This window comes from Paenibacillus sp. FSL R5-0908, assembly GCF_038006245.1.
In the GTDB taxonomy this organism is placed as follows: domain Bacteria; phylum Bacillota; class Bacilli; order Paenibacillales; family Paenibacillaceae; genus Paenibacillus_AQ; species Paenibacillus_AQ odorifer.
Genome location: NZ_JBBOUV010000001.1, coordinates 4,933,162 through 4,953,836, shown reverse-complemented (window position 1 = coordinate 4,953,836; position 20,675 = coordinate 4,933,162). Strand labels below are relative to the sequence as shown.

Genomic DNA, 20,675 nt, shown 5'->3' with positions numbered 1-20,675 from the left:
GAGGAGGTGATGGTGAGTGCGGGTAAGGCATAGAGGAGGTGACCATTCTTTAAAGGAGTGAATACTGCAATTGTAGCATCGCGTGGCTCTTAATAAATTATTTACGAATTTATTTAATTGTCGAAAGGAGAATAATAATGACAAAAGCACTAAGGAAGCAAATCTTGTTATTGCTTACGATCATGGCTTTAGTTATCACCGGATATGCTCCTTCTACCACGTATGCCAGTGAGGCACATGTTGACAATCCGTTTGTAGGAGCTACAGCATATGTTAATCCTGATTATGCCGCACTGATTGATACCTCTATTGCTCAGGTTACCGATAGTACTTTAGTTTCTAAGATGGAGACGATTAAAAAATATCCGACAGCCGTATGGCTGGATCGAATTGCTGCAATTTATGGCGGGACAGAAAACGGAGGCAGAAAAAGTCTTGAGGAAACATTAGATTCCGTTCTCGCGCAAAAGCAACCAAACACGCCGATTACAGCCACATTCGTAATTTATGATATGCCTGGGCGGGATTGCCACGCTTTGGCCTCCAATGGCGAGCTGCCACTGACAGCAGCGGGTTTGACCACCTACAAATCAGATTATGTTGACGTAATCGCCAGTATTTTTGCAAAGCCCAAATATAGTGACATTCGAATAGTGACTATCGTAGAGCCGGATTCGCTTCCTAATCTAGTTACCAATCTCAGCACACCACAGTGTGCTCAAGCTAACTCCACGAATATTTACCGTGATGCTACACGTTACACTTTAAATGCTCTCCATGCCATTCCAAATGTGTATACTTACATGGATATTGGTCACTCCGGCTGGCTCGGATGGGATACTAACCGTGGCCCCGCTATCGACCTCTTTACTTCGGTTGTGTCAGGCACTACAGCTGGACTTGCTAGTGTCGATGGATTCATTACGAATACAGCCAATACCACTCCACTAGTAGAACCTAATCTTCCAGATCCGAATCTTACGATAGGCAGCCAGCAGCTTCGTTCTGCAAGTTATTATGAATGGAATCCGTATTTTGATGAAGCTGATTTCACAGCAGCTTTGTATTCAGGTTTTGTAGCAAAAGGTTGGCCGTCCACGATCGGCTTCCTTATTGATACTTCCCGTAACGGGTGGGGAGGACCTAATCGTCCGACTAGTGCAAGCGGAACAACCGTTAACGCTTATGCGGATTCCGGTCGGATTGATAAACGTCTCCATCGCGGCAATTGGTGTAATGCCAGCGGTGCCGGAATTGGAGAAGTTCCACAAGCAGCACCCGCAGGTTATGCAGCCTCACATTTGGATGCATTCGTCTGGGTGAAACCACCGGGAGAATCTGACGGCTCCAGCAGTGCTATTCCAAATAATGAAGGCAAGGGCTTTGACAGAATGTGTGATCCTACTTATACCAGCTCAAGCGGCACACTGACCGGTGCATTACCTAATGCGCCTGTATCAGGCCACTGGTTCCATGATCAATTTGTTCAGCTGGTACAAAATGCTTACCCTGTAATTCCTCTGAGTAACGGAGGGGGCACTGTAGTTCCAGCGGCACCTACTAACTTGGTAGCAACAGCGGGAGATGCAAAAGTAAGCCTGAGCTGGACGGCATCCAGCAGTGCGACTAGTTACACTGTGAAACGAGCGACGACAAGCGGAGGGCCGTACACCACTGTAGCAACCGGGCTAACGGCAACAAGCTACACCAACACCGCCCTAACGAACGGAACAACCTATCATTATGTTGTAAGCGCAACCAATAGTGCGGGAGAGAGTATGAATTCGGGACAAGCGAGTGCGACCCCAGCGGCGGTGGCGACAGTTCCAGTGGCACCAACCAACTTGGTAGCGACTGCAGGAGATGCGAAAGTAAGCCTGAGCTGGAGCGCATCCAGTGGTGCGACTAGCTACACTGTGAAAAGTGCAACCACAAGCGGAGGGCCGTACACCACTGTAGCGACAGGGCTAACGGCAACGAGCTACACCAACACGGGCTTAACGAACGGAACAGCCTATTACTATGTTGTAAGCGCAACCAATAGTGTAGGAGAGAGTGTGAATTCGGGACAAGCAAGTGCGACCCCAGCAGCGGTGGCAACTGTTCCGGTGGCACCAACTAACTTGGTAGCGACAGCAGGAGATGCGAAAGTAAGCCTGAGCTGGAGCGCATCCAGTGGTGCGACTAGTTACACTGTGAAAAGTGCAACCACAAGCGGAGGGCCGTATACCACTGTAGCGACAGGGCTAACGGCAACGAGCTACACCAACACAGGCTTAACGAACGGAACAGCCTATTACTACGTTGTAAGCGCAACCAACAGTGTAGGAGAAAGTGTGAATTCGGCACAAGCAAGTGCTATTCCACAAGCTCCAGCAGCAACTAGTCTGACGTTGCAGTATCGGGCGGGAGATACTAATGCGACAGACAATCAGATCAAACCTTATTTTAATATTAAAAATAACGGCACAACCGCAGTGAACTTAAGCGATCTTAAAATCCGTTATTATTTCACTAAAGATAGTAATCAGACGTTAAACAGCGCAATTGACTGGGCACAAGTTGGCAACAATAATATTCAAGTAGCCTTTGCAGACTACACAGGCACGAATGCAGACACTTACGTTGAGCTTTCGTTTACTTCTGCAGCTGGTGCTATTCCAGCTGGAGGCCAGTCCGGAGATATTCAGCTCAGAATATATAAATCCGATTGGACTAATTTTAACGAAGCCAATGACTACTCCTTTGATGCTACTAAAACTGCTTATACTAACTGGGATAAAGTGACGCTTTATCAAAGTGATGCTCTCGTATGGGGGATTGCTCCGTAACGGAGAGCAGGGGATATTTAAAAGAGCCGCTGGAGTGATCCTGGCGGCTCTTTCTGTATTATTTAATTCGTTTACCGAGTAGCACAAGCAGCCAGATGATTCCAGCCCCAACAATGGCGTGACCAAGACCCGCAATATGGGGCAGGAAGCTAATATCACTGCCGTTAATTTGCAGCATTCCACGTGTAGCCATTGCACCAATCGTGATTAAAAGACCAATGTTATAGACAATGTACCATGCACCAAAGGATTTAGCTTCATGGATATTAAATAACTTGTCTAAGATCATAGCAATAATAAAGAAAAAGAATCCTAAGACTAGAATGTGAGTGTGAAGTGCAACTAATATAGTATCTCCTGTGAAATCATTCATTTTAGTAATCTCGCGATAGGCCACTCCGGCTATCAAACCAAGAATTGCATAGAAAAAAGACGTGTAATACAATTTTTTCATCAGAATATCTCCTTTGTAGTTATCGTTATGATTGAAGTGTATCAAGCGATTAAGAACGCAATATGAACAAATGATTACAAGGTGAAAAAAATCACTAGTTTATAAAATACATTATATCCTAAAGGAAGTTTCACTTTCCACGACGAACTGTACTACTAGAGAAATGAGAGGAGACTTAAGTAAAATATGAACGATAACGTTGAAGAATTTCCTGTGCTCGAAACAGACCGCTTTATTTTGAGAAGAATTACAATGGATGATGCTAAAGAAATATATGATTATTTTTCAAAAGATGAAGTGACCCAGTATTATGATCTGGATAGCTTTACCGATATACAGCAAGCGATCAACCTTATCGAAAGATGGGATGAACGTTTCAAAGGCAAACAAAGCATTCGCTGGGGAATAGCCAGGCGTGAGGATAATATAATGATTGGTTCATGTGGATATCATAACTGGGCGCACAGAAATTTCAAAGCAGAGATTGGGTATGAATTATCTCCACTTTATTGGCGGCAGGGTGTGATGACGGAAGTTCTGACAGCTATTCTTGCGTATGGTTTTGAGCATATGAAGCTCCATCGAATTGAGGCGTTTTATGATCCGGCTAATATTGCCTCCAAGAAGTCGCTTTTGAAAGCGGGCTTTAAGTATGAGGGGTTGTTACGCGAATCTTTTTTTGAAAAAGGTAGATTTGTAGATGCGGAGATTTGCTCTTTGTTAGCTTCCGATACGAACTAAGAAGTGTAAAATTAATAAAAGCAAGTTAACCATAATGCGAGAGGACGTATTATGGTTTTTTGTTTGTGATACAATAAATAGATTATCGAATTTATCCTACGTGGTACTAATCCAACATACATATCATGATGAAAGAAGGTGAAGGTATGGAGTTTGAGTATTTGCTTCGTGTAATTGGCGCGGGAATTTGTGGCGTATTAGTTGGATATGAACGCAAAAGCCGGATGAAAGAAGCTGGAGTTAGAACACATTTTGTTGTAGCCTTAGGTGCCGCACTCATGATGGTCATCTCCAAATATGGGTTTCAGGACCAAGCGGATTGGCCAAATCTTTCTCTTGATCCCGCTCGGATAGCTGCTCAGGTAGTAAGCGGAGTAGGTTTTTTGGGAGCAGGAATGATTTTCATGCAAAGACACACAGTCAAAGGGCTCACTACTGCTGCAGGGATTTGGGCAACAGCCGGAGTGGGCATGGCTATAGGGTCTGGTCTTTATATTCTTGGTGTAGGAGCAACGATAATCATTTTACTTGGGCAAAAGATCTTACACAGTCGTAATAGCTGGCTGGCCGCACCAAAAACCCAACAGCTCGTTATAAGTCTAGCTAACACAGAAGGCGCTATGGGCCGAATTCAAGAGTTGCTTAAAGAACACAAAATCGCAGTTCTAAGTTTTCATGCTGAAAATAACAGTGTAGAATCCGAATTAAACGTAGAAATCGTTGTAAGATTGCCTGAATCATTTAATCCAGTGCAATTGCTATCGATGATCCAAGAGGACGCAGCGGTTAAGACCGTTGAGTTTCAATGATTTTTTAACACCCTCGTTGTAACGAACTCACTTCGCATCAAAAGTTACCTCCTTTTTGAGAGCGTCCTTTTGATGCGAGTGTTACCTTCAATTTACCATCGATTCACACACCTCACATTAATCCAAACAAAATACTTCTTTCAGTCTTTCTATCCCCATTAATAGGTTCAAGATTCAAATTAAATGCTAATTCATGAGTCTGTGTGTTATGTCTGTGTTACATATTTAGTGGTTTTTGTGTCGGTTATCTTTCGTTAACCGCTTACATTTATTTTTAAATAAAAAATATGTCATTTATATTGACACATAATCCATGAGCCTTTATTATTAATCCCATCACTGGAGAAACTAAATTAAAATTTAAATCAAAGAATACATTATCAGCGCTTTATTTGCAAATATTTTCTTGTTTTTGTGGTTTATTAATCCAATTAATGCACTGGAGAAAATAATTAGGAGAATGCCCGTGAAAAAGCACGATCAGGATTTTATGAAGCGACAAAATCGTTTAACGGTTTTCGAAATTATAAAAAATCAACAACCGATTTCTCGCGCTTCTATTGCTAAACAGACTGGTATGAGTCCTACGACTGTAAGTCGAATTGTCGGAGAGTTGACGGAGGAAGGATATTTACTCGATTCAGAGCAGGTATCATCAGGATTAGGTCGGAAATCAACGTTAATAGGTATGATGGACGCTTCTGTATTATCGGTTGGCGTAGAACTGGATCGCAGTCTTATGTCTATTGGAATTGTGGACTTACAAGGACAGCTTATCTGCAGTAGTCAATTTCCCCGTACACCAGACGAAAGCCCGGATCGAACGCTGGAACGGATTTATGAAGCCATTGAACAATTGTTCCAGCAGCATGTGATTGACAGAACACGCATCGTGGGTATTGGCGTTGGACTTCCCGGCATTGTGAATAACGAAGAAGGAATTGTTGTCTTCTCTGTTCAGCTAGGATGGAAAAATGTTCCGTTAGCCAAACGCTTGAAAGAGCTGACGGGTTTTGAAATCGCTGTGGACAATGAGCTGAAAGTAAGGGCTCTTGCTGAACATCTTAAAGGAGCCGCAGTCGGCTCCAGCCGTACGGCATTATTGGGTTTCGGGCAAGGCGTGGGTTCTGCGATGATTCTCGAGGGAGAGATTTATCGAGGAGTGATGAACAGTGCGGGTGAAATTGGGCATACGACAGTGGATCCTAACGGAATGATGTGTGAGTGCGGCAAAGCGGGCTGTTTACAGACCTATATAAATATCAGTTCTTTATTATCTGAGGCTAATCGGATTCGCCCGATCCGTACGATTGAGGAGTTATTCGCAGCAAAACATGCAGGAGAACAATGGGCGATTCACTTGATCGACCGTGCACTCATGTATATGGCGATCACCATTAATAATGTCGTATGCATGTATAACCCCGACAGCGTGATTTTAAGTGGAGAACTCGTGGACAAATTCCCGGATATATACGAAGAAGTTGAGCAGTTGTATCTCTCGCGCTTTACATGGGAGCCGCTTCGGGGTTCCTTTACGATTCATCGCTCGTTGCTGAATGAGAAGGGTGTAATTATCGGATCGGGACTTTTATCGCAGAATCGATTTTTCGCCTTAGATTAAATTAACTACTGCTGGGGAGGTTGTACAGATGGGATTTACAACATTGGTAGAAGAATATCGTGGAGGCCTGCTGGAGAATGTGCATTATGGTGCAGTAAGTGTAGTTGATGAGAAGGGCAGCATTTTGTACAAAGCAGGTGATCCGGAGCATATGACTTATCTTCGCTCTGCTGCTAAGCCATTCCAAGCTTTGCCGGTAATGAAACGCCGGATCGATGAAGTATATGGTTTGACAAGTAAAGAAGCCTCGCTGTTTACCGCTTCACACCGGGGTGAAGCCTTCCATATTGAAGCGCTTGAAGCTCTTTTTCAGAAAATGGGATTAAAAGAAGAGTCACTTCATTGCTGCTCTACATACCCGCTGAATGAAGAAGCCAAAGCAGAACGTCACCGGGCAAATGAGCCAACTCGTAAAATCTTTCATAACTGCTCAGGCAAACATGCAGGTTTAATGGGCCTTAGCAAATATATGGGTTGGGATATAGACACTTATTACGATCCTAACCATCCTGTACAACAGGAGATTCTTGAGATGATGGCTTATATCGCTGAAGTTCCCAAAGCGTCCATCCCGCAAGGTATTGATGGCTGTGGACTTCCTATCTTCGCACTTCCGCTTCATAAAATCGCTTATTCCTATCTAAAGCTAGCGTGTCCCGATTTGATTGAGGATACGGATATACGTAAGGCAGCCGCTGCCATTGCAAAACTTATGAACGATAACCCAGTTATGATTGCTGACACGAAATTTGTATGCTCAGAGCTCCTGAAGGATGATAATCTGACGGCTAAAGGTGGAGCAAAAGGGGTATACGGTATCGGACTCCGTAAGGAACGAATGGGCATATCACTGAAAGTATCCGACGGATCAGAACAAGTCTGGCCATGTATTATCGCATCGATTCTAGAACGTATTGGTTACAGCAATCAAGACACAATTGATCGCCTATATGCACTCGTGCCCAACACGATTGTTAATGACGGCGGTACTGTGGTCGGCGAACGCCGTGCTGTATTTCAATGGGAGATCTAGAGCATAAGGTCAAGAATAATCTTCAAGTTTGGTGATTAATCGGACTAGAAGCTTTTCTAATACATCGTTTGAATAGGGGAGTGTAAAAAATGAAAGCAAAAGGAAAAGTATGGTCAATGTTCATGCTGCTGCTTATTACAGTAGTAGTGACTGCAGGGTGCGGCAACAAAGCGAGCAACGAGGGACAAAAAGGCAATACTGCTGGTGGAACTGAAACTAGCACCCCAACTACAAAGAATGATAAAGACATTGTAATTGCCATCAATTCTAACTTTATTACGCTGGACCCTCATAACGCAAGCGATACGCATTCAATCAGCGCTGCCAGAACGATGTACGAAGGTCTGATGGGTTTTGATGAGAATATGAACGTGGTTCCTGTTCTTGCCGCAAGCCATTCCATAAGTGAAGACGGGTTGGTCTACACGTTCACGCTGCAAGAGAATGTTAAATTCCAAGACGGTACTGACTTTAATGCTGAAGCGGTTAAAGTAAACATCGCCCGTATTCAAGATGAGAAGAACAATCTGAGACTGCGCAAAAGCTTCGCAAAGGTAGCGAAAGTGGAGACTCCTGATGCTAAAACTGTGGTTATTACACTCAGCGAGCCGTACAACGCATTTTTAAATAAAGTAGCTATGGCACCTATTATTAGTCCGAAAGCTTTAGAAGAAAATGGCGCCGATATTTCGAAAAATCCTGTAGGAACGGGACCATTTAAGTTCAAAGAATGGGTGCAAGGCGACCGCTTGGTTGTCGTTAAGAACCCTGATTACTGGCAAGCGGGGTTGCCAAAAGTGGATAGTGTGACCTTTAGACCTGTACCAGAGAATGGATCACGGATAGCCATGCTAAAAACCGGCGAGGCGGATTTCATTTATCCGATGCCAACGGAGCAAGTATCTGAGGTTGAAGGTCTTGAAGGAATTACTGTAGATACCATCGATTCGACAATCGTCCGTTATGTAACGTTGAATACGATGAAAAAACCTTTCGATGATGTGAAGGTTCGTCAAGCCATTAACTATGCTATCAATAAAGAAGCTTATATCAAAGTTGTGAAATCGGGTCTTGGTGCTAAGCTTGATTCCACGATGTCTTCCAAAACACAATACTATTCCCCGCAAACAGGTTATGACTATGACATTGAAAAAGCTAAACAATTGCTTGCTGAAGCAGGATATCCTGATGGATTCGAAACCGAAATTTGGGGTGAAAATGAATCCGAAACTATGAAGGGTATGCAATTTATTCAGCAACAGCTAGCACTTGTAGGGATTAAGGTAGACGTGAAATCCATGGAAGGCGGCACATTGTCCGACCAAATTAACTCTGCTAAGACGCCAGAAGAAGCAAAAATTCAAATGTGGTATGTCAGCTGGTCTCCGTCTTCAGGTGATGCAGATGGTGCAACCAGAGGGTTGTTCAGTAGTGAAATGTTCCCGCCTGCTGGCTCAAATACAGCCTATTACAAAAATGAAAATGTAGACAAATGGATCGCTGAGGCGAATAAATCAGTTGATCCAGAAGCGGCTAAATCCATCTATGGCAATATTCAAAAAACAATTTGGGAAGATGCTCCATGGGCATTCATGGGCGTCGACCAAATCATCTCAGGCAAAAGATCGTATCTGGAAGGAGTTAAGGTCTTCCCGGACGGTTCCATTAACGTCCTGAATGCAGAAGTGAAATAATGCCAAATAAACGTTAGATTTAATATCCCAAGAAATGAACGAGGCCGCTTCTGTAATATGGTAGGAAGCGGCCTCACTAAATCATTTGTCGATACTGAAGGGGGCTTATGAGTTGGGTAGATATGCTTTACAAAGACTCCTCGGGGTTATTCCGCTGTTGTTCATTGTATCGGTGCTTGTCTTTTTGTTTATTCACTTAATCCCAGGCGATCCAGCCCGACTTATTGCCGGTAAAGATGCCACGCTTGAAGAGATTCGTGGAATTCAGGAGCAGCTGGGTCTCAATCTGCCTTTGTGGAAGCAATATATAAACTACATGGGTGATCTGCTAAGTGGGAATCTGGGCAATTCGATCCGTTCAGGGATCCCGGTTACTGACATGCTGGAAAGCAGAGTAATGCCTACGTTGTGGCTGACTTTTCTTAGTATGGCCTGGGCTCTAATTATTGGTCTTCTAATTGGCGTGGTTTCAGCCGTTTATCGCAATCGGTGGCCGGATCATTTAGGGACGTTGACAGCCATTTCAGGGATGTCTATTCCTGGATTTTGGTTAGGCTTGGTACTCATTCAAATTTTCTCGGTAGAGCTTGGTTGGTTTCCAACGGGTGGTGTTGATTCCTGGAAGTCCTATATTCTTCCTTCCATTACACTCGGGATGGGGATTATGTCTATGTTGGCCCGTTATTCTAGGTCATCTATGCTGGAGACCCTTCGGGAGGATTATATCCGTACAGGACGTGCAAAAGGCTTACGCGAGTATGTTGTTATCGGCAGGCATGCGCTGCGCAACTCTTTGATTCAGGTGGTTACCGTAGCTGGACTTCAGTTTGGGTTCCTGCTCGGCGGCTCTGTAATGGTTGAGACGGTATTCAGTATTCCGGGTCTTGGCAGGCTGCTAGTAGACTCCATTTTGTTCCGGGATTATACAGTCATTCAAGCCTTACTGCTTCTATTTGCTACACAATTTATTCTTATCAATCTATTGGTAGATTTATTGTATGGCGTACTTAATCCGAAAATAAGGTTTTCTCAGTAGCTAATGCGACTAAGAAGCAGAATTTCAATAGATTTATAGGGTGAATTTAGGATCAGGAGGGATATCATGAGTGACAATTCGGCGGTGATGGGAGCAAAATCTCCATTACCCGGAGAGGTACTGGCCCCGGAGAAAACAAAAGGCCGTATGGGTGTTTTTTTACGTAAGTTCAGTAAACAAAAGATGCCCCTTGTGGCCGCATTTTTTATTATATTGCTATTCCTAATTGCAATTTTCGGGCCATTTCTGACCCCGTATAATCCTGATGAACCAAACTACGATGCTCTTATGGCAGGTCCTTCTGCTGCACATTGGGCCGGGACAGACGAATATGGCCGTGATATTCTAAGCCGTTTGATTGATGGTACTCGCTTAACCTTAGCGGTCAGTCTCAGTTCTGTCTTCATCGCAGGCGTACTGGGAACTATCCTAGGTCTGTTAAGTGGATATTATGGCGGTTGGCTAGATCGGATTATTATGCGTGGCAGTGATGTACTATTTTCATTTCCTGACTTGCTGCTTGCCATTGGAATCGTCGCCATCCTCGGTCCGGGTCTATCCAACGTTGTTATCGCAGTTGCAGTCTTTGGGACTCCGTCGTTCGCCCGGATTATTCGGAGCGTAACGCTGTCTGCGAAAGAAACATTGTTTGTGGAAGCGGCTCGTTCCATGGGAGCGAAGCATCGCCGGATTATTTGGCGTCATATTTTTCCTGAGACCGTGCCCAGTATTATCGTTAATCTATCCATGAAGATTGGCGGAGCGATCTTGGCCGCTGCATCACTAAGCTTTCTTGGAATGGGTGCAAAAACAACGGAGCCCGATTGGGGCGCAATGTTAAGTATGGGACGTGATTATTTAAGCATTGCTCCACATATCGTGTATTTTCCGGGGATAGCCATCTTTTTAACAGTACTTGCATTTAACCTGGTCGGGGACGGACTGCGTGATGCTCTTGATCCCAAAATGAAAAACTAAGGAGGGACAAGACATGACTCAACATTTGCTGGATGTACAAGGGCTGAAAACGGAGTTTAAACGCGGCGATGGAAGTATTACTGCGGTTGCGGGGGTAGACTTTGCTATTAAAAAAGGTGAAGTGCTAGGCCTGGTTGGTGAATCTGGTTGTGGTAAAAGTGTAACCTCATTATCGATCATGCGGTTGCTTAAAGATACGCCGGGCAGAATTTCTGAAGGTTCTGTGCGTTTTGAAGGAAAGGATTTGACGAAGATTTCTGAGAAGGAGATGCGCCAAATCCGGGGAAATGATCTGGCAATGATTTTTCAGGAGCCGATGACCTCTCTTAATCCAGTGCTGCGGATTGGGCTGCAATTAACAGAGCCGATTAGACTGCATTTGGGTTATGGACGCAAGAAGGCTCGTGAGCATGCGATTCATATGTTGCGGCTTGTAGGTATCCCTCGCGCAGAGGAATTAATCGATGAATATCCGCATCAACTATCCGGCGGGATGAGACAGCGGGTTATGATTGCAATGGCCATGTCTTGTCATCCAAAGCTGTTGATTGCCGATGAACCCACGACCGCACTCGATGTAACGATTCAAGCGCAAATTCTTGATCTGATGAAGCAGTTGAAAGATGAACAGGATATGGGAATGCTGCTCATTACCCATGATCTTGGAGTAGTTGCCGAATTATGTGACCGGGTAGTTGTTATGTATGCAGGTCGTGTGGTGGAAGAAGCCTCTGTTCAAGAGCTGTTTGCCAGACCGCAACATCCGTATACCAAGGGATTGATTCAATCGGTACCTAAGCTGCGCCAGAATGTACATCGCTTGGAGTCTATAAAGGGGAATGTGCCAGACCTTTCACAAATGCCTGCCGGCTGTAAGTTTGCGCCACGCTGCGAATTTGCCATGGAGCGTTGTCTGTCGCAAGAACCTGAGCTACTTCCGATTGAGGGGCTAGAGCGCAAAAGCCGTTGTTGGCTTACACAGCAGGAGGACACGGAAGGAGCGGGATGTTTATGAAAGAGACTCCATTAATTGAGGTTAAGGGTTTGAAGAAGTTGTTTTCTGTGAAGAAGGGCTTCTTCGGAACGACTAAATATTTACACGCCGTTGATGGGATTTCATTCGCCATTCGTAAGGGAGAAACGTTCAGCCTTGTAGGTGAAAGTGGCTGTGGGAAATCGACTACGGGCAGGCTAGTGACTCGCTTACTGGAACCCAATCATGGAGAAGTGTGGTTTAAGGGACAAGATATTAGCCATATCTCAGACAACCAAATGCGGCCTCTGCGCAAAGATATGCAGATGGTGTTTCAAGACCCTTATGCTTCACTTAACCCCCGCATGAAGGTGAAGGATCTTGTCGCCGAACCCCTGCTTATTCATACAAAGCTGTCCTCTAAAGAACGGGATAAGCTAGCTTGCGAACTGCTAGAGACCGTTGGATTGAACAGTTTCCACGCCGAGCGATTCGCGTTTGAGTTCAGCGGTGGACAGCGGCAACGGATTGGGATTGCCCGGGCTCTGTCAGTTCGCCCAAGTCTAATTGTGGCGGATGAACCCGTGTCAGCGCTGGATGTATCGATTCAGTCCCAAGTGTTGAATCTGTTACAGGACTTGCAGGAGGAATATGGCCTGACGTATTTATTCATCTCTCATGATCTCAGTGTGGTCGAGCATATTAGTGATCGAATTGGGGTTATGTATCTGGGTTCTCTTGTGGAGACGGCTGATAAGGATACATTGTATGACCGTCCCTTGCATCCTTACACTCAAGCGCTGCTATCTTCAGTTCCCGTACCCGATCCAAGCTTGAAGAAGGAACGCATTATTCTAAAAGGTGATCTTCCAAGTCCCGTTGATCCGCCGACAGGCTGTCGTTTTCATACAAGATGCCCTTCCTGTATGGAAATCTGTAAGCAGCATGTGCCTGTATTCCGGGAAGTTGAACCAGGTCATGAGCTCGCTTGTCATTTGTTTGATGAAGAAATGTTGAAACTAGAACGATAATTTAAAATGTGAGTACACTTTACGGAAAAGAAGGGACAGCTATGAATATCTTGTTCGATTCCGCTAATGGGGCGGATACGCTTATCTACTTAGCCTATGAAGAGGAGCCTTTTCCTCTTCGGCTGGGAGAAGCTCACAAACAGAGTGGCAGTGTGACATGGTTATATGCTCGCTCTGAAGAAGAGTCCGATGTGATAGCTATTGGAATGGGAAAACGCCGGGCTCTTACGCTTGAGAAAGTTCGCCGAGCAGCGGGATCTGCCGCCCGTACAGCCCTAAGAGAAGGACGAAATTCAGCTTCATTTGTGCGTAGGACAGCAGAAAGTAATATTTCCGCTGCGGATGAGCTGCAAGCCTGGATTGAAGGCTGGCTTCTCGGATTATATCGTTTTCAAACCTATCGTGGCGTTACTAAAATAGACATTTCAGTTGATTTGCTGCTCCATACAGCCGATTGGCCTGAACTGACTAAGCTTGAACTGGAAGTTGTACTAAGTACTGGCCGCATGCGCGCTGAAGGAGCAGTGGTTGCTCGCGATCTGGTGAATGAAGTGCCCGGGACTCTAAATCCGGATCGGTTCACAGAATGGATGGTCGAATATTTCGAGCGTGATAACGCAGCAGTGAAAGTTCATGTCTACCGGGGGCAGGAGCTGGTTGACCTACAGATGAATGGGTTGCTGGCGGTTGGAGCAGGCAGTAAACACTCCCCAGCCCTCGTTGAAATTCGCTATGAGAGTAACCCTGAATTGCCAATGCTGGCATTGGTGGGTAAAGGTGTTACCTTCGATTTGGGTGGGATGAATGTTAAGACTGCAAGTGATATCAGCGATGCACGTATGGACATGGGTGGCGCAGCAGCTGTTATTGGGGCGCTGGATATTTTAGTACGGAATCAAGCTCATGTAAATGTTACCGCGTTGATCCCAGTTGTTGATAACGTACCAGATGCTGAGGCAATGCTGCCATCGTCTGTTATACGCTATCCTAATGGGCTGACGGTTCAGGTTGCAAATACGGATGGCGAGGGGCGGCTTATTATCGCGGATGCTCTTATTCATGCAGCAAATATCGGGGCAACCAAGGTCATTGATATTGCAACACTTACTGGAAATGTTGGCGCAGCGTTAGGATTAGGTATCGCCGGCATATGGGGTGATGGAGAGATGACGCAGAGCCTCGTCGAAATCGGTGAGCGCAATGGAGAAAGACTGTGGCCCATGCCACTTATGGATGAATACGAAGTCGATCTTCGAAGCCATTACGCTGATCTACGCAACGTTAGTACTTCACCTTTTGCCGGTGCGATTACAGCAGCGCTTTTTATACGGCGGTTTGTAGCGGAATCGCTGAGCTGGGTTCATATTGATATGGCTGGGACGGTTCAGTACAAACAGGATGTGGGGTATGCAGAAGCTGGAGCAACGGGTTATGGTGCTCGACTGCTCGCTGATTATGTCATGAAACAGGCACAACAATAACAACCGGAAGAGTGGAGGAAAGATATGAGATTGGAAGTCATCGCTACTTGTATGGACGATGCTCTTACAGCCGAAGCGAATGGGGCTGACCGCCTGGAGCTCATTACTGCGATTACGGAAGGCGGATTAACACCAGGGATAGGGTTGGTGCAACAAGTTGTCAAGTCGGTTAACATTCCTGCGTTTGTTATGGTTCGCCCGCACAGCCGTTCTTTTTGCTATTCAAAGTATGACATTTTGACCATGGCAGCAGAGATAAAGCAAATTGCAGCCAGCGGGGCGGCGGGGATTGTGCTTGGTACATTAACCCCGGAAGGGGCTATCGACGAGCGAGCACTTGAAACATTATTGCCGTTGACCGAGGGATTGCAAGTAACCTTCCACCGTGCTTTTGATGAGTTGAAGGATCAAATAGAAGGTTATCGAACGCTTTGTAAGTATCCGCAAATTACGCGCGTACTCACTTCTGCCGGGCCAGGTCCGGCTCCTGAAGCTATTCCTGCTATGCGTAAGCTAGTCGAGGAATCAAGAGGTAAATCGGTAAGAATACTGGCTGGAAGCGGTCTGAAGCTGGAAAGTATTACTTCATTTATACATCAGACCGGAGTAACAGAAGTGCATTTTGGGTCGGCTGTTCGTTATGATAAAGACGCTTTGTCGCCAATCGATCCAGCAGCCTTACGGGCGTTAGCGGACAGTATTCATTCTAACGGCTAATAATAGATAGTGAAAAGGTGAATGGGTTATGCAGAAGGTTGAGGGCTACGTAGTTGGAATCGATTTAGGAGGCACAAAAATTGCCGCAGCATTGTTCGATTCAAAGGGGACCGTGTTGAAACGGGAATTGATGGAAACGGCTGGAGCACGTACCGCTAAAGAAGTAGTGCAGCGAATGATCGATATGATCCGCTCCGTATCCGAAGGGCGACCACTCACAGGAGTGGGTCTGGCTTCTCCCGGAGCTGTAAATAGCCAGGACGGAATCGTTATTCACGGCACCAATCTTCCGGAGTGGGATAATGTTCCACTGAAGCACTGGATGGAGTTGGAGCTAGGTGTTGAAGTAAAGGTAGTGAATGATGCGAACGCTGCCGCTTGGGGCGAGTATGTCCGAGGTGCTGGCAAAGGTGCGGACAACATGGTTTATGTTACCTTTAGCACTGGAATTGGAGCAGGTATCGTCATTGACGGCAAGCTGCTTCTTGGCAAAAATTCATTTGCTGGTGAACTAGGTCATAATATTATTGACCCGAACGGAACGGAATGCAGCTGTGGAAGATTCGGCTGCTGGGAAGTTTTCGCTTCGGGCACAGCGATTCGGGATATGGCGCTGCGAAGTATGGAGAGCAGACCGTCGATGATTACGGAATTGGCTAATATAAATGGAGAAAAAATTACTTCGCGGCACGTATTTGAAGCCATGGCACTTAACGATCCCGTGGCCATCGAGGTTATTGACCGGAGCATTCATTATATGGCACTAGGCCTAGCCAATGCAGTGCATACGTTCAATCCTGATCGGATCGTGATCGGTGGAGGCGTGAGTAAGGCTGGAGATTTGTTATTCCCTGCACTGGTGGAGAAGACGGAGCTATTTGTCATGGATCCTTATAAGGGCACTTTTACAATTGAACCTGCCGCTCTCAAAGACGATGTAGGCCTGATTGGAGCAGCAGCATTATTTCATACCGCTTAGGTGGAGTGAAAGATTGATCACAGCTTTCATTAACGGAGGAGTTGGAGAGATGGGTACAAGAGAAGAAAGAACGAAATGGTTCTTACAGGATAGGTTCGGGATGTTTATCCATTGGGGATTATATTCAATTCCTGCTAGAGGGGAATGGATTCGCGGTAACGAGCGGATGAGTAGAGAGCATTACATGACGTATTTCGATGAATTTGACGCCTCTCGATATGACCCGAAGAAATGGGCAAGTGCAGCAAAAGCTGCGGGTCAGAAATATGCTGTGCTTACGACCAAACATCATGACGGGTTCTGTCTGTTCGATAGTAAGCTGACTGATTTCAAAGCGATTAATACGCCTGCTGGGCGTGATCTTGTGCGGGAATATGTAGACGCTTTCCGGGCTGAAGGTATTGCAGTAGGTCTATATTACTCTATCATAGACTGGCACCATGAGGATTATCCCGGATATGGAGATAAGGCACATCCTGATCGGGATAACGAAGCGGCCAAAGATAAGCCGATTGATTTCGATAGATACTTGAAGTATATGCATGGGCAAGTAAAGGAACTGCTCACCAATTACGGTAAAATCGACATTATGTGGTTTGACTTCTCCTACGATAATATGACAGGGGAGAAGTGGAAGGCAACGGAACTTATCCGGATGATTCGTTCCATACAACCTGATATTATTATCGATAATCGATTAGGTGGCAATATTCGTGCGGCAGAACCTGAGGAGTATGCTGGTGATTTCTTCTCCCCCGAGCAGATCATTCCGCCTGGCGGCATTGTTGACGTAAACGGCCAATCCATCCCTTGGGAAGCCTGCATTACCCTGAATGACAACTGGGGTTATCATTCCGAGGATAAGAATTATAAATCGACCAAGCAAGTCATCCGTACGATGGTCGAATGTATCAGTAAGAATGGTAACCTGCTCCTCAATGTTGGACCCGATGCTAAAGGCGAAATGACACGGGAATCACTGGTTATCCTTGACGAAGTTGGGGAGTGGATGCGCCTTAATGGAGATAGTATTTATGGATGCGGGAAGTCTTCGCTGCCTAAACCAGAGTGGGGACGGTATACGCAAAAGGGCAATAAATTGTATGCGCATGTCTACGACCGTGGAATTGGCCCGATCTATTTCCAAGGCTTGAAAGGGAAGATTAAAAAGGCTAGATTACTACGTGATGGTACCGAGCTAAAGGTGGAGGCACCGTGGATGGCTGAGGAATATTCAGATGTTGACGGTGGAGCGTTTATTACATTAAAAGGCGCGATATTACCTGATGAGATGGATACAGTTATCGAGCTTGAACTATTTAATTAAATCAGAAGGAGTTGTCCCATATGCCCTGAATGGCTGCTGAGACAACTCCTTTTTTACATATGCTTGCTAATATTTGCACATACGAAACACCTATCGGACACAGATGACTCTAAACCCAGAAATATCGCACTTTTGGGTTGCCAACGGACCTCATAGCCACTATTGCCTTGAAACACCCCCGATATGGAGCTGATTCTAGGGAATAACGTCATTGGAGTCCGAAGCCCTGCCTCAAGGGGAGAGAATGTGCAAATAACGTCATCTGGGTCCGTAACTCTTAGAGGGTGACAATACTGTTGAAGCTGTTGAAGCTGTTGAAGCATTTGAAGCAGGCATTCAACGAGTCAGGCGGCAATTCTCCAAATAACAGGAGAATTGCCGCTCTGCGAATACTAGAGGCGAGCCTTGCGGAAGCCTTCATATATATTGAGGACCGCAACTAAAATCAAGATTGCTATTCCTCCACCTACTAGTCCCGTTTCAAATTGGTTAGCTGTAGTGGTTAATAAATTAGACATGTAGTTAATGAATTCTTGGTTAAATACATTCGGATTTATAAGGATAACAGCGAATACAATAAGTACAATGAGCTCGAGGACCGTATTACATAATGCTAATTCTCTAGTCCATTGTCTCTTGATTAATTTATATATAGTTAATGCGACTTCTAATCCGATCACAATAAGAATAATAGGCCAATAATCAAGTAACACATGCTGATTAAAAGCTGGGGCTACGAAGTTAAGTGCGCCTTCACCGCCTCTATAGACTCTGATCAGGTGTTCAGCATTAAAATAAACAGTAGCCCAAATGGCAGTCCACAGTAAACTTCCGAACACTTCGAAGCTTGTAATTGCTTTTTTCTTATGGACAAGCGCGATATCCTTCAAATCATCAGGGGTCCATTTCCTTAATTTTGTAGTAAGCGGATGCCCTTCCTTTCCTTTATCCGCCCGTTCGATAATAGCGAACACAACAGTTATCCAAAAAAAGACTTGGATTCCTACTTCAAGGAAGGTGCCAATTCCTGTACTTATAACTGCAGTAACCATATCCGCAACTGTTTTATCGCCGCTATAGCCAATCAAGTAATCAGCAACCAGAGCGATTAAAGAAACAACTACAGCGATGGGTATAATCATTTTTAATAACGTAACATATAAATCGAAATAGCGTGGGCCGATGAGATACATGGGCTGATCGCGGTACTCACTAGCTAAAATAGCTGGATTGCCCAATTTTGTAAGGACTGCTTTTACCTCTTTTTCGTCATAATCATCCGGTAACATATCCTCGATGGTTGATCGTAATTCGAGAGCGATATCCTCCCGATTTTGTTCCGGTAACCTCCGAGTCACTTCATGAATGTAAATCTCAATTAGATTCATGGTCATCCTCCCCTTGTAATAGGCCGTAGAGTTCTTTCGAATTCTTAAGCCATTCTTCCTTTAGCTGTAAAAAAATTTCTACGCCATAGTCACTTAGAACATAATACTTACGGGGTCTGCTCTCGGATGTGTCCCAGCTGCTAGTCACTAATTCCTGTTTCTCTAATCGGCGAAGTAATGGATATAGGGTGCTTTGATCGATGGTGATGCTGGATTCCTCCAACAATTGAACAAGCGAATATCCATACTGGGGTGTTCGTAATTGACTTAAAACGGCTAGCGTTAACGTACCTCTTCTAAGCTCTGTGATTAAAGAATTTAATAAAGTACTCATTCACCCACCTCATTATTTAAAATATAAGGATTTATAATCTCTTATAAATTGTTCTTATATTTTTGGTTTAAACGCTTGCTGCCCTTAAGAGGACGTTGAAGCCGCTTATGCTTACTATGTGTCATACAGTATTCGATCTATACTATGCATCATACACTATTGTTGTTCCAACATCAATTGAATAAAATAATCTTCTGAGAAATAAATAAGAAAATTTTTCTATTTTGTGAAGCAGTTTGATTAAAAGGAGGTTGTGAAATGATTCCATTTTTTAGTGACATCCCGAATGCTTCTACATGGGAGGTAGTTGAACCGGTACATAAAGGCTGGTCAAAGGATAGATTTGATTATGGTGATCCTTGGGAGGAATTTAATCGCATTTCTTGGTGAGCATTAACGAGTCCAGAGTTCGCATCGGGCCGAATCCATGGGTATTTTAATTATGATGTTCCAGATCTTTTCTTTAGGCTTTTATACCGAAGTGGTATTTGGCAAGTTATACTGAGTGAAAAGACTCAGCTATTTGAGATTAGTTAGGGGGATTGAGCGATGAATATACTAATTGCTGAAGATGAAACTGATATAAGAAAACTCGTGAAAATACATTTAGAAGATCGATCCTTTCGAGTATTCGAAGCCAAGGATGGCATTGAGGCTTTAGAGGTTGTTAATCATCATGAAATAAATCTTGCCATTCTGGATATTGTAATGCCCAAGCTTGATGGACTTAATCTGTTGCGACAGATAAGAGAGAAAAGCCATATTCCGGTTATCTTGTTAACTGCCCGCGGTGAAGAAATTGATAAGGTTGTTGGTTTAGGTCTTGGAGCGGACGATTATATGGTGAAGCCATTTAGTGCTTCGGAGCTTATGGCTAGGGTTGAGGCGCAGCTGAGACGAAGAAATGTATACGATCTTAGCCAATCGATAACTGAAGAAACGATCCAACATAGAGAATTGAAGCTGAATTTAAAGGAATGTATGTTGTACATAAATGAAAGTCCGGTACTTCTAAATGCCAAGGAATATAAGGTGTTACAATGTCTGATGCAGAGTCCTAATCAAATTTTTACGCCCAAAAAGTTATATGCAGCAGCGTGGGAAGAAGATTTCTATAGTGATAATAATACGATAATGGTTACCATCAGCCGTCTAAGGAATAAGATCGAACGGGACCCACACCATCCCGAATATATCGTCACAGTGCGTGGACTAGGTTACAAATTCTACAACCCAGGTAAATAA

Annotated in this window: 18 protein-coding genes and 1 pseudogene; 16 read left to right on the top strand and 3 right to left on the bottom strand. The window is 44.6% G+C overall.

Annotation, left to right across the window (positions count from 1 at the left end; all coding sequences use genetic code 11):
* The first annotated feature begins 137 nt into the window (after positions 1-137).
* Positions 138-2,831: a glycoside hydrolase family 6 protein gene (locus tag MKZ09_RS22575; protein ID WP_076134292.1), complete on the top strand. Its 2,694-nt coding sequence runs from the start codon at positions 138-140 to the stop codon at positions 2,829-2,831.
* 58 nt (positions 2,832-2,889) lie between these two features.
* On the opposite strand, the gene MKZ09_RS22570 is transcribed toward MKZ09_RS22575, so the two are convergent.
* The gene (locus tag MKZ09_RS22570) at positions 2,890-3,285 is read right to left on the bottom strand and encodes a DUF2871 domain-containing protein (RefSeq protein ID WP_076129897.1); all 396 of its coding nucleotides are present in this window, start codon (positions 3,283-3,285) and stop codon (positions 2,890-2,892) included.
* 186 nt (positions 3,286-3,471) lie between these two features.
* Here MKZ09_RS22570 and MKZ09_RS22565 point away from each other — a divergent pair, with 186 nt between their 5' ends.
* From MKZ09_RS22565 to MKZ09_RS22505, 13 genes are all read left to right on the top strand, one after another.
* Positions 3,472-4,026: a GNAT family N-acetyltransferase gene (locus MKZ09_RS22565; RefSeq protein WP_076134293.1), complete on the top strand. Its 555-nt coding sequence runs from the start codon at positions 3,472-3,474 to the stop codon at positions 4,024-4,026.
* Between the two features lie 146 nt (positions 4,027-4,172).
* Positions 4,173-4,835, top strand: coding sequence for an MgtC/SapB family protein (locus tag MKZ09_RS22560; protein ID WP_094903188.1), 663 nt, complete (start codon positions 4,173-4,175; stop codon positions 4,833-4,835).
* Between the two features lie 466 nt (positions 4,836-5,301).
* The gene (locus MKZ09_RS22555; RefSeq protein ID WP_076201414.1) at positions 5,302-6,459 is read left to right on the top strand and encodes an ROK family transcriptional regulator; all 1,158 of its coding nucleotides are present in this window, start codon (positions 5,302-5,304) and stop codon (positions 6,457-6,459) included.
* A 28-nt stretch (positions 6,460-6,487) separates the two neighbouring features.
* Positions 6,488-7,492 (top strand): asparaginase, encoded by a 1,005-nt coding sequence (locus tag MKZ09_RS22550; protein WP_036689028.1) that lies wholly within the window; start codon positions 6,488-6,490, stop codon positions 7,490-7,492.
* 89 nt (positions 7,493-7,581) lie between these two features.
* The gene (locus MKZ09_RS22545; protein WP_036689025.1) at positions 7,582-9,186 is read left to right on the top strand and encodes a glutathione ABC transporter substrate-binding protein; all 1,605 of its coding nucleotides are present in this window, start codon (positions 7,582-7,584) and stop codon (positions 9,184-9,186) included.
* A gap of 112 nt (positions 9,187-9,298) precedes the next feature.
* Positions 9,299-10,222, top strand: coding sequence for an ABC transporter permease subunit (locus tag MKZ09_RS22540; RefSeq protein WP_036689023.1), 924 nt, complete (start codon positions 9,299-9,301; stop codon positions 10,220-10,222).
* A 147-nt stretch (positions 10,223-10,369) separates the two neighbouring features.
* Complete coding sequence (locus MKZ09_RS22535) at positions 10,370-11,200, top strand: ABC transporter permease (RefSeq protein WP_370510566.1); 831 nt, start codon at positions 10,370-10,372, stop codon at positions 11,198-11,200.
* A gap of 13 nt (positions 11,201-11,213) precedes the next feature.
* Entirely contained in the window at positions 11,214-12,215 is a 1,002-nt protein-coding gene (locus MKZ09_RS22530; protein ID WP_076129893.1) for an ABC transporter ATP-binding protein, read from the top strand.
* Complete coding sequence (locus MKZ09_RS22525) at positions 12,212-13,204, top strand: ABC transporter ATP-binding protein (protein WP_111504797.1); 993 nt, start codon at positions 12,212-12,214, stop codon at positions 13,202-13,204. The genes MKZ09_RS22530 and MKZ09_RS22525 overlap by 4 nt, the downstream gene beginning before the upstream one ends.
* A gap of 41 nt (positions 13,205-13,245) precedes the next feature.
* Positions 13,246-14,685, top strand: a complete 1,440-nt coding sequence (locus tag MKZ09_RS22520; protein WP_076134299.1) for a leucyl aminopeptidase family protein — start codon at positions 13,246-13,248, stop codon at positions 14,683-14,685.
* Positions 14,686-14,709: 24 nt separating this feature from the next.
* Positions 14,710-15,402: a copper homeostasis protein CutC gene (locus tag MKZ09_RS22515; RefSeq protein WP_076134300.1), complete on the top strand. Its 693-nt coding sequence runs from the start codon at positions 14,710-14,712 to the stop codon at positions 15,400-15,402.
* 28 nt (positions 15,403-15,430) lie between these two features.
* Complete coding sequence (locus tag MKZ09_RS22510; protein WP_076201416.1) at positions 15,431-16,381, top strand: ROK family protein; 951 nt, start codon at positions 15,431-15,433, stop codon at positions 16,379-16,381.
* A gap of 49 nt (positions 16,382-16,430) precedes the next feature.
* On the top strand, positions 16,431-17,708 hold the full coding sequence (locus tag MKZ09_RS22505) for an alpha-L-fucosidase (protein ID WP_076201823.1): 1,278 nt from the start codon (positions 16,431-16,433) through the stop codon (positions 17,706-17,708).
* A 392-nt stretch (positions 17,709-18,100) separates the two neighbouring features.
* Here MKZ09_RS22505 and MKZ09_RS22500 read toward each other — a convergent pair whose 3' ends face one another.
* Positions 18,101-19,096: an HAAS signaling domain-containing protein gene (locus tag MKZ09_RS22500; protein ID WP_076201418.1), complete on the bottom strand. Its 996-nt coding sequence runs from the start codon at positions 19,094-19,096 to the stop codon at positions 18,101-18,103.
* Positions 19,083-19,430: a PadR family transcriptional regulator gene (locus MKZ09_RS22495; protein WP_076201420.1), complete on the bottom strand. Its 348-nt coding sequence runs from the start codon at positions 19,428-19,430 to the stop codon at positions 19,083-19,085. The genes MKZ09_RS22500 and MKZ09_RS22495 overlap by 14 nt, the downstream gene beginning before the upstream one ends.
* A 336-nt stretch (positions 19,431-19,766) precedes the next feature.
* On the opposite strand from MKZ09_RS22495, the pseudogene MKZ09_RS22490 reads away from it, so the two are divergent.
* Together MKZ09_RS22490 and MKZ09_RS22485 are read left to right on the top strand one after the other, a co-directional pair.
* Positions 19,767-19,904 (top strand): annotated as a pseudogene (locus MKZ09_RS22490) (phosphotransferase family protein); the annotation flags it as partial.
* Between the two features lie 75 nt (positions 19,905-19,979).
* The gene (locus tag MKZ09_RS22485; RefSeq protein WP_076134303.1) at positions 19,980-20,675 is read left to right on the top strand and encodes a response regulator transcription factor; all 696 of its coding nucleotides are present in this window, start codon (positions 19,980-19,982) and stop codon (positions 20,673-20,675) included.

Coding starts and splice junctions, on each gene's coding strand:
- MKZ09_RS22495 (WP_076201420.1), bottom strand. CDS start 19,430: ATGAGTACTTTATTAAATTCTTTAATCACAGAGCTTAGAAGAGGTACG.
- MKZ09_RS22505 (WP_076201823.1), top strand. CDS start 16,431: ATGGGTACAAGAGAAGAAAGAACGAAATGGTTCTTACAGGATAGGTTC.
- MKZ09_RS22520 (WP_076134299.1), top strand. CDS start 13,246: ATGAATATCTTGTTCGATTCCGCTAATGGGGCGGATACGCTTATCTAC.
- MKZ09_RS22510 (WP_076201416.1), top strand. CDS start 15,431: ATGCAGAAGGTTGAGGGCTACGTAGTTGGAATCGATTTAGGAGGCACA.
- MKZ09_RS22535 (WP_370510566.1), top strand. CDS start 10,370: ATGGGTGTTTTTTTACGTAAGTTCAGTAAACAAAAGATGCCCCTTGTG.
- MKZ09_RS22545 (WP_036689025.1), top strand. CDS start 7,582: ATGAAAGCAAAAGGAAAAGTATGGTCAATGTTCATGCTGCTGCTTATT.
- MKZ09_RS22525 (WP_111504797.1), top strand. CDS start 12,212: ATGAAAGAGACTCCATTAATTGAGGTTAAGGGTTTGAAGAAGTTGTTT.
- MKZ09_RS22550 (WP_036689028.1), top strand. CDS start 6,488: ATGGGATTTACAACATTGGTAGAAGAATATCGTGGAGGCCTGCTGGAG.
- MKZ09_RS22565 (WP_076134293.1), top strand. CDS start 3,472: ATGAACGATAACGTTGAAGAATTTCCTGTGCTCGAAACAGACCGCTTT.
- MKZ09_RS22500 (WP_076201418.1), bottom strand. CDS start 19,096: ATGAATCTAATTGAGATTTACATTCATGAAGTGACTCGGAGGTTACCG.
- MKZ09_RS22575 (WP_076134292.1), top strand. CDS start 138: ATGACAAAAGCACTAAGGAAGCAAATCTTGTTATTGCTTACGATCATG.
- MKZ09_RS22485 (WP_076134303.1), top strand. CDS start 19,980: ATGAATATACTAATTGCTGAAGATGAAACTGATATAAGAAAACTCGTG.
- MKZ09_RS22560 (WP_094903188.1), top strand. CDS start 4,173: ATGGAGTTTGAGTATTTGCTTCGTGTAATTGGCGCGGGAATTTGTGGC.
- MKZ09_RS22515 (WP_076134300.1), top strand. CDS start 14,710: ATGAGATTGGAAGTCATCGCTACTTGTATGGACGATGCTCTTACAGCC.
- MKZ09_RS22530 (WP_076129893.1), top strand. CDS start 11,214: ATGACTCAACATTTGCTGGATGTACAAGGGCTGAAAACGGAGTTTAAA.
- MKZ09_RS22570 (WP_076129897.1), bottom strand. CDS start 3,285: ATGAAAAAATTGTATTACACGTCTTTTTTCTATGCAATTCTTGGTTTG.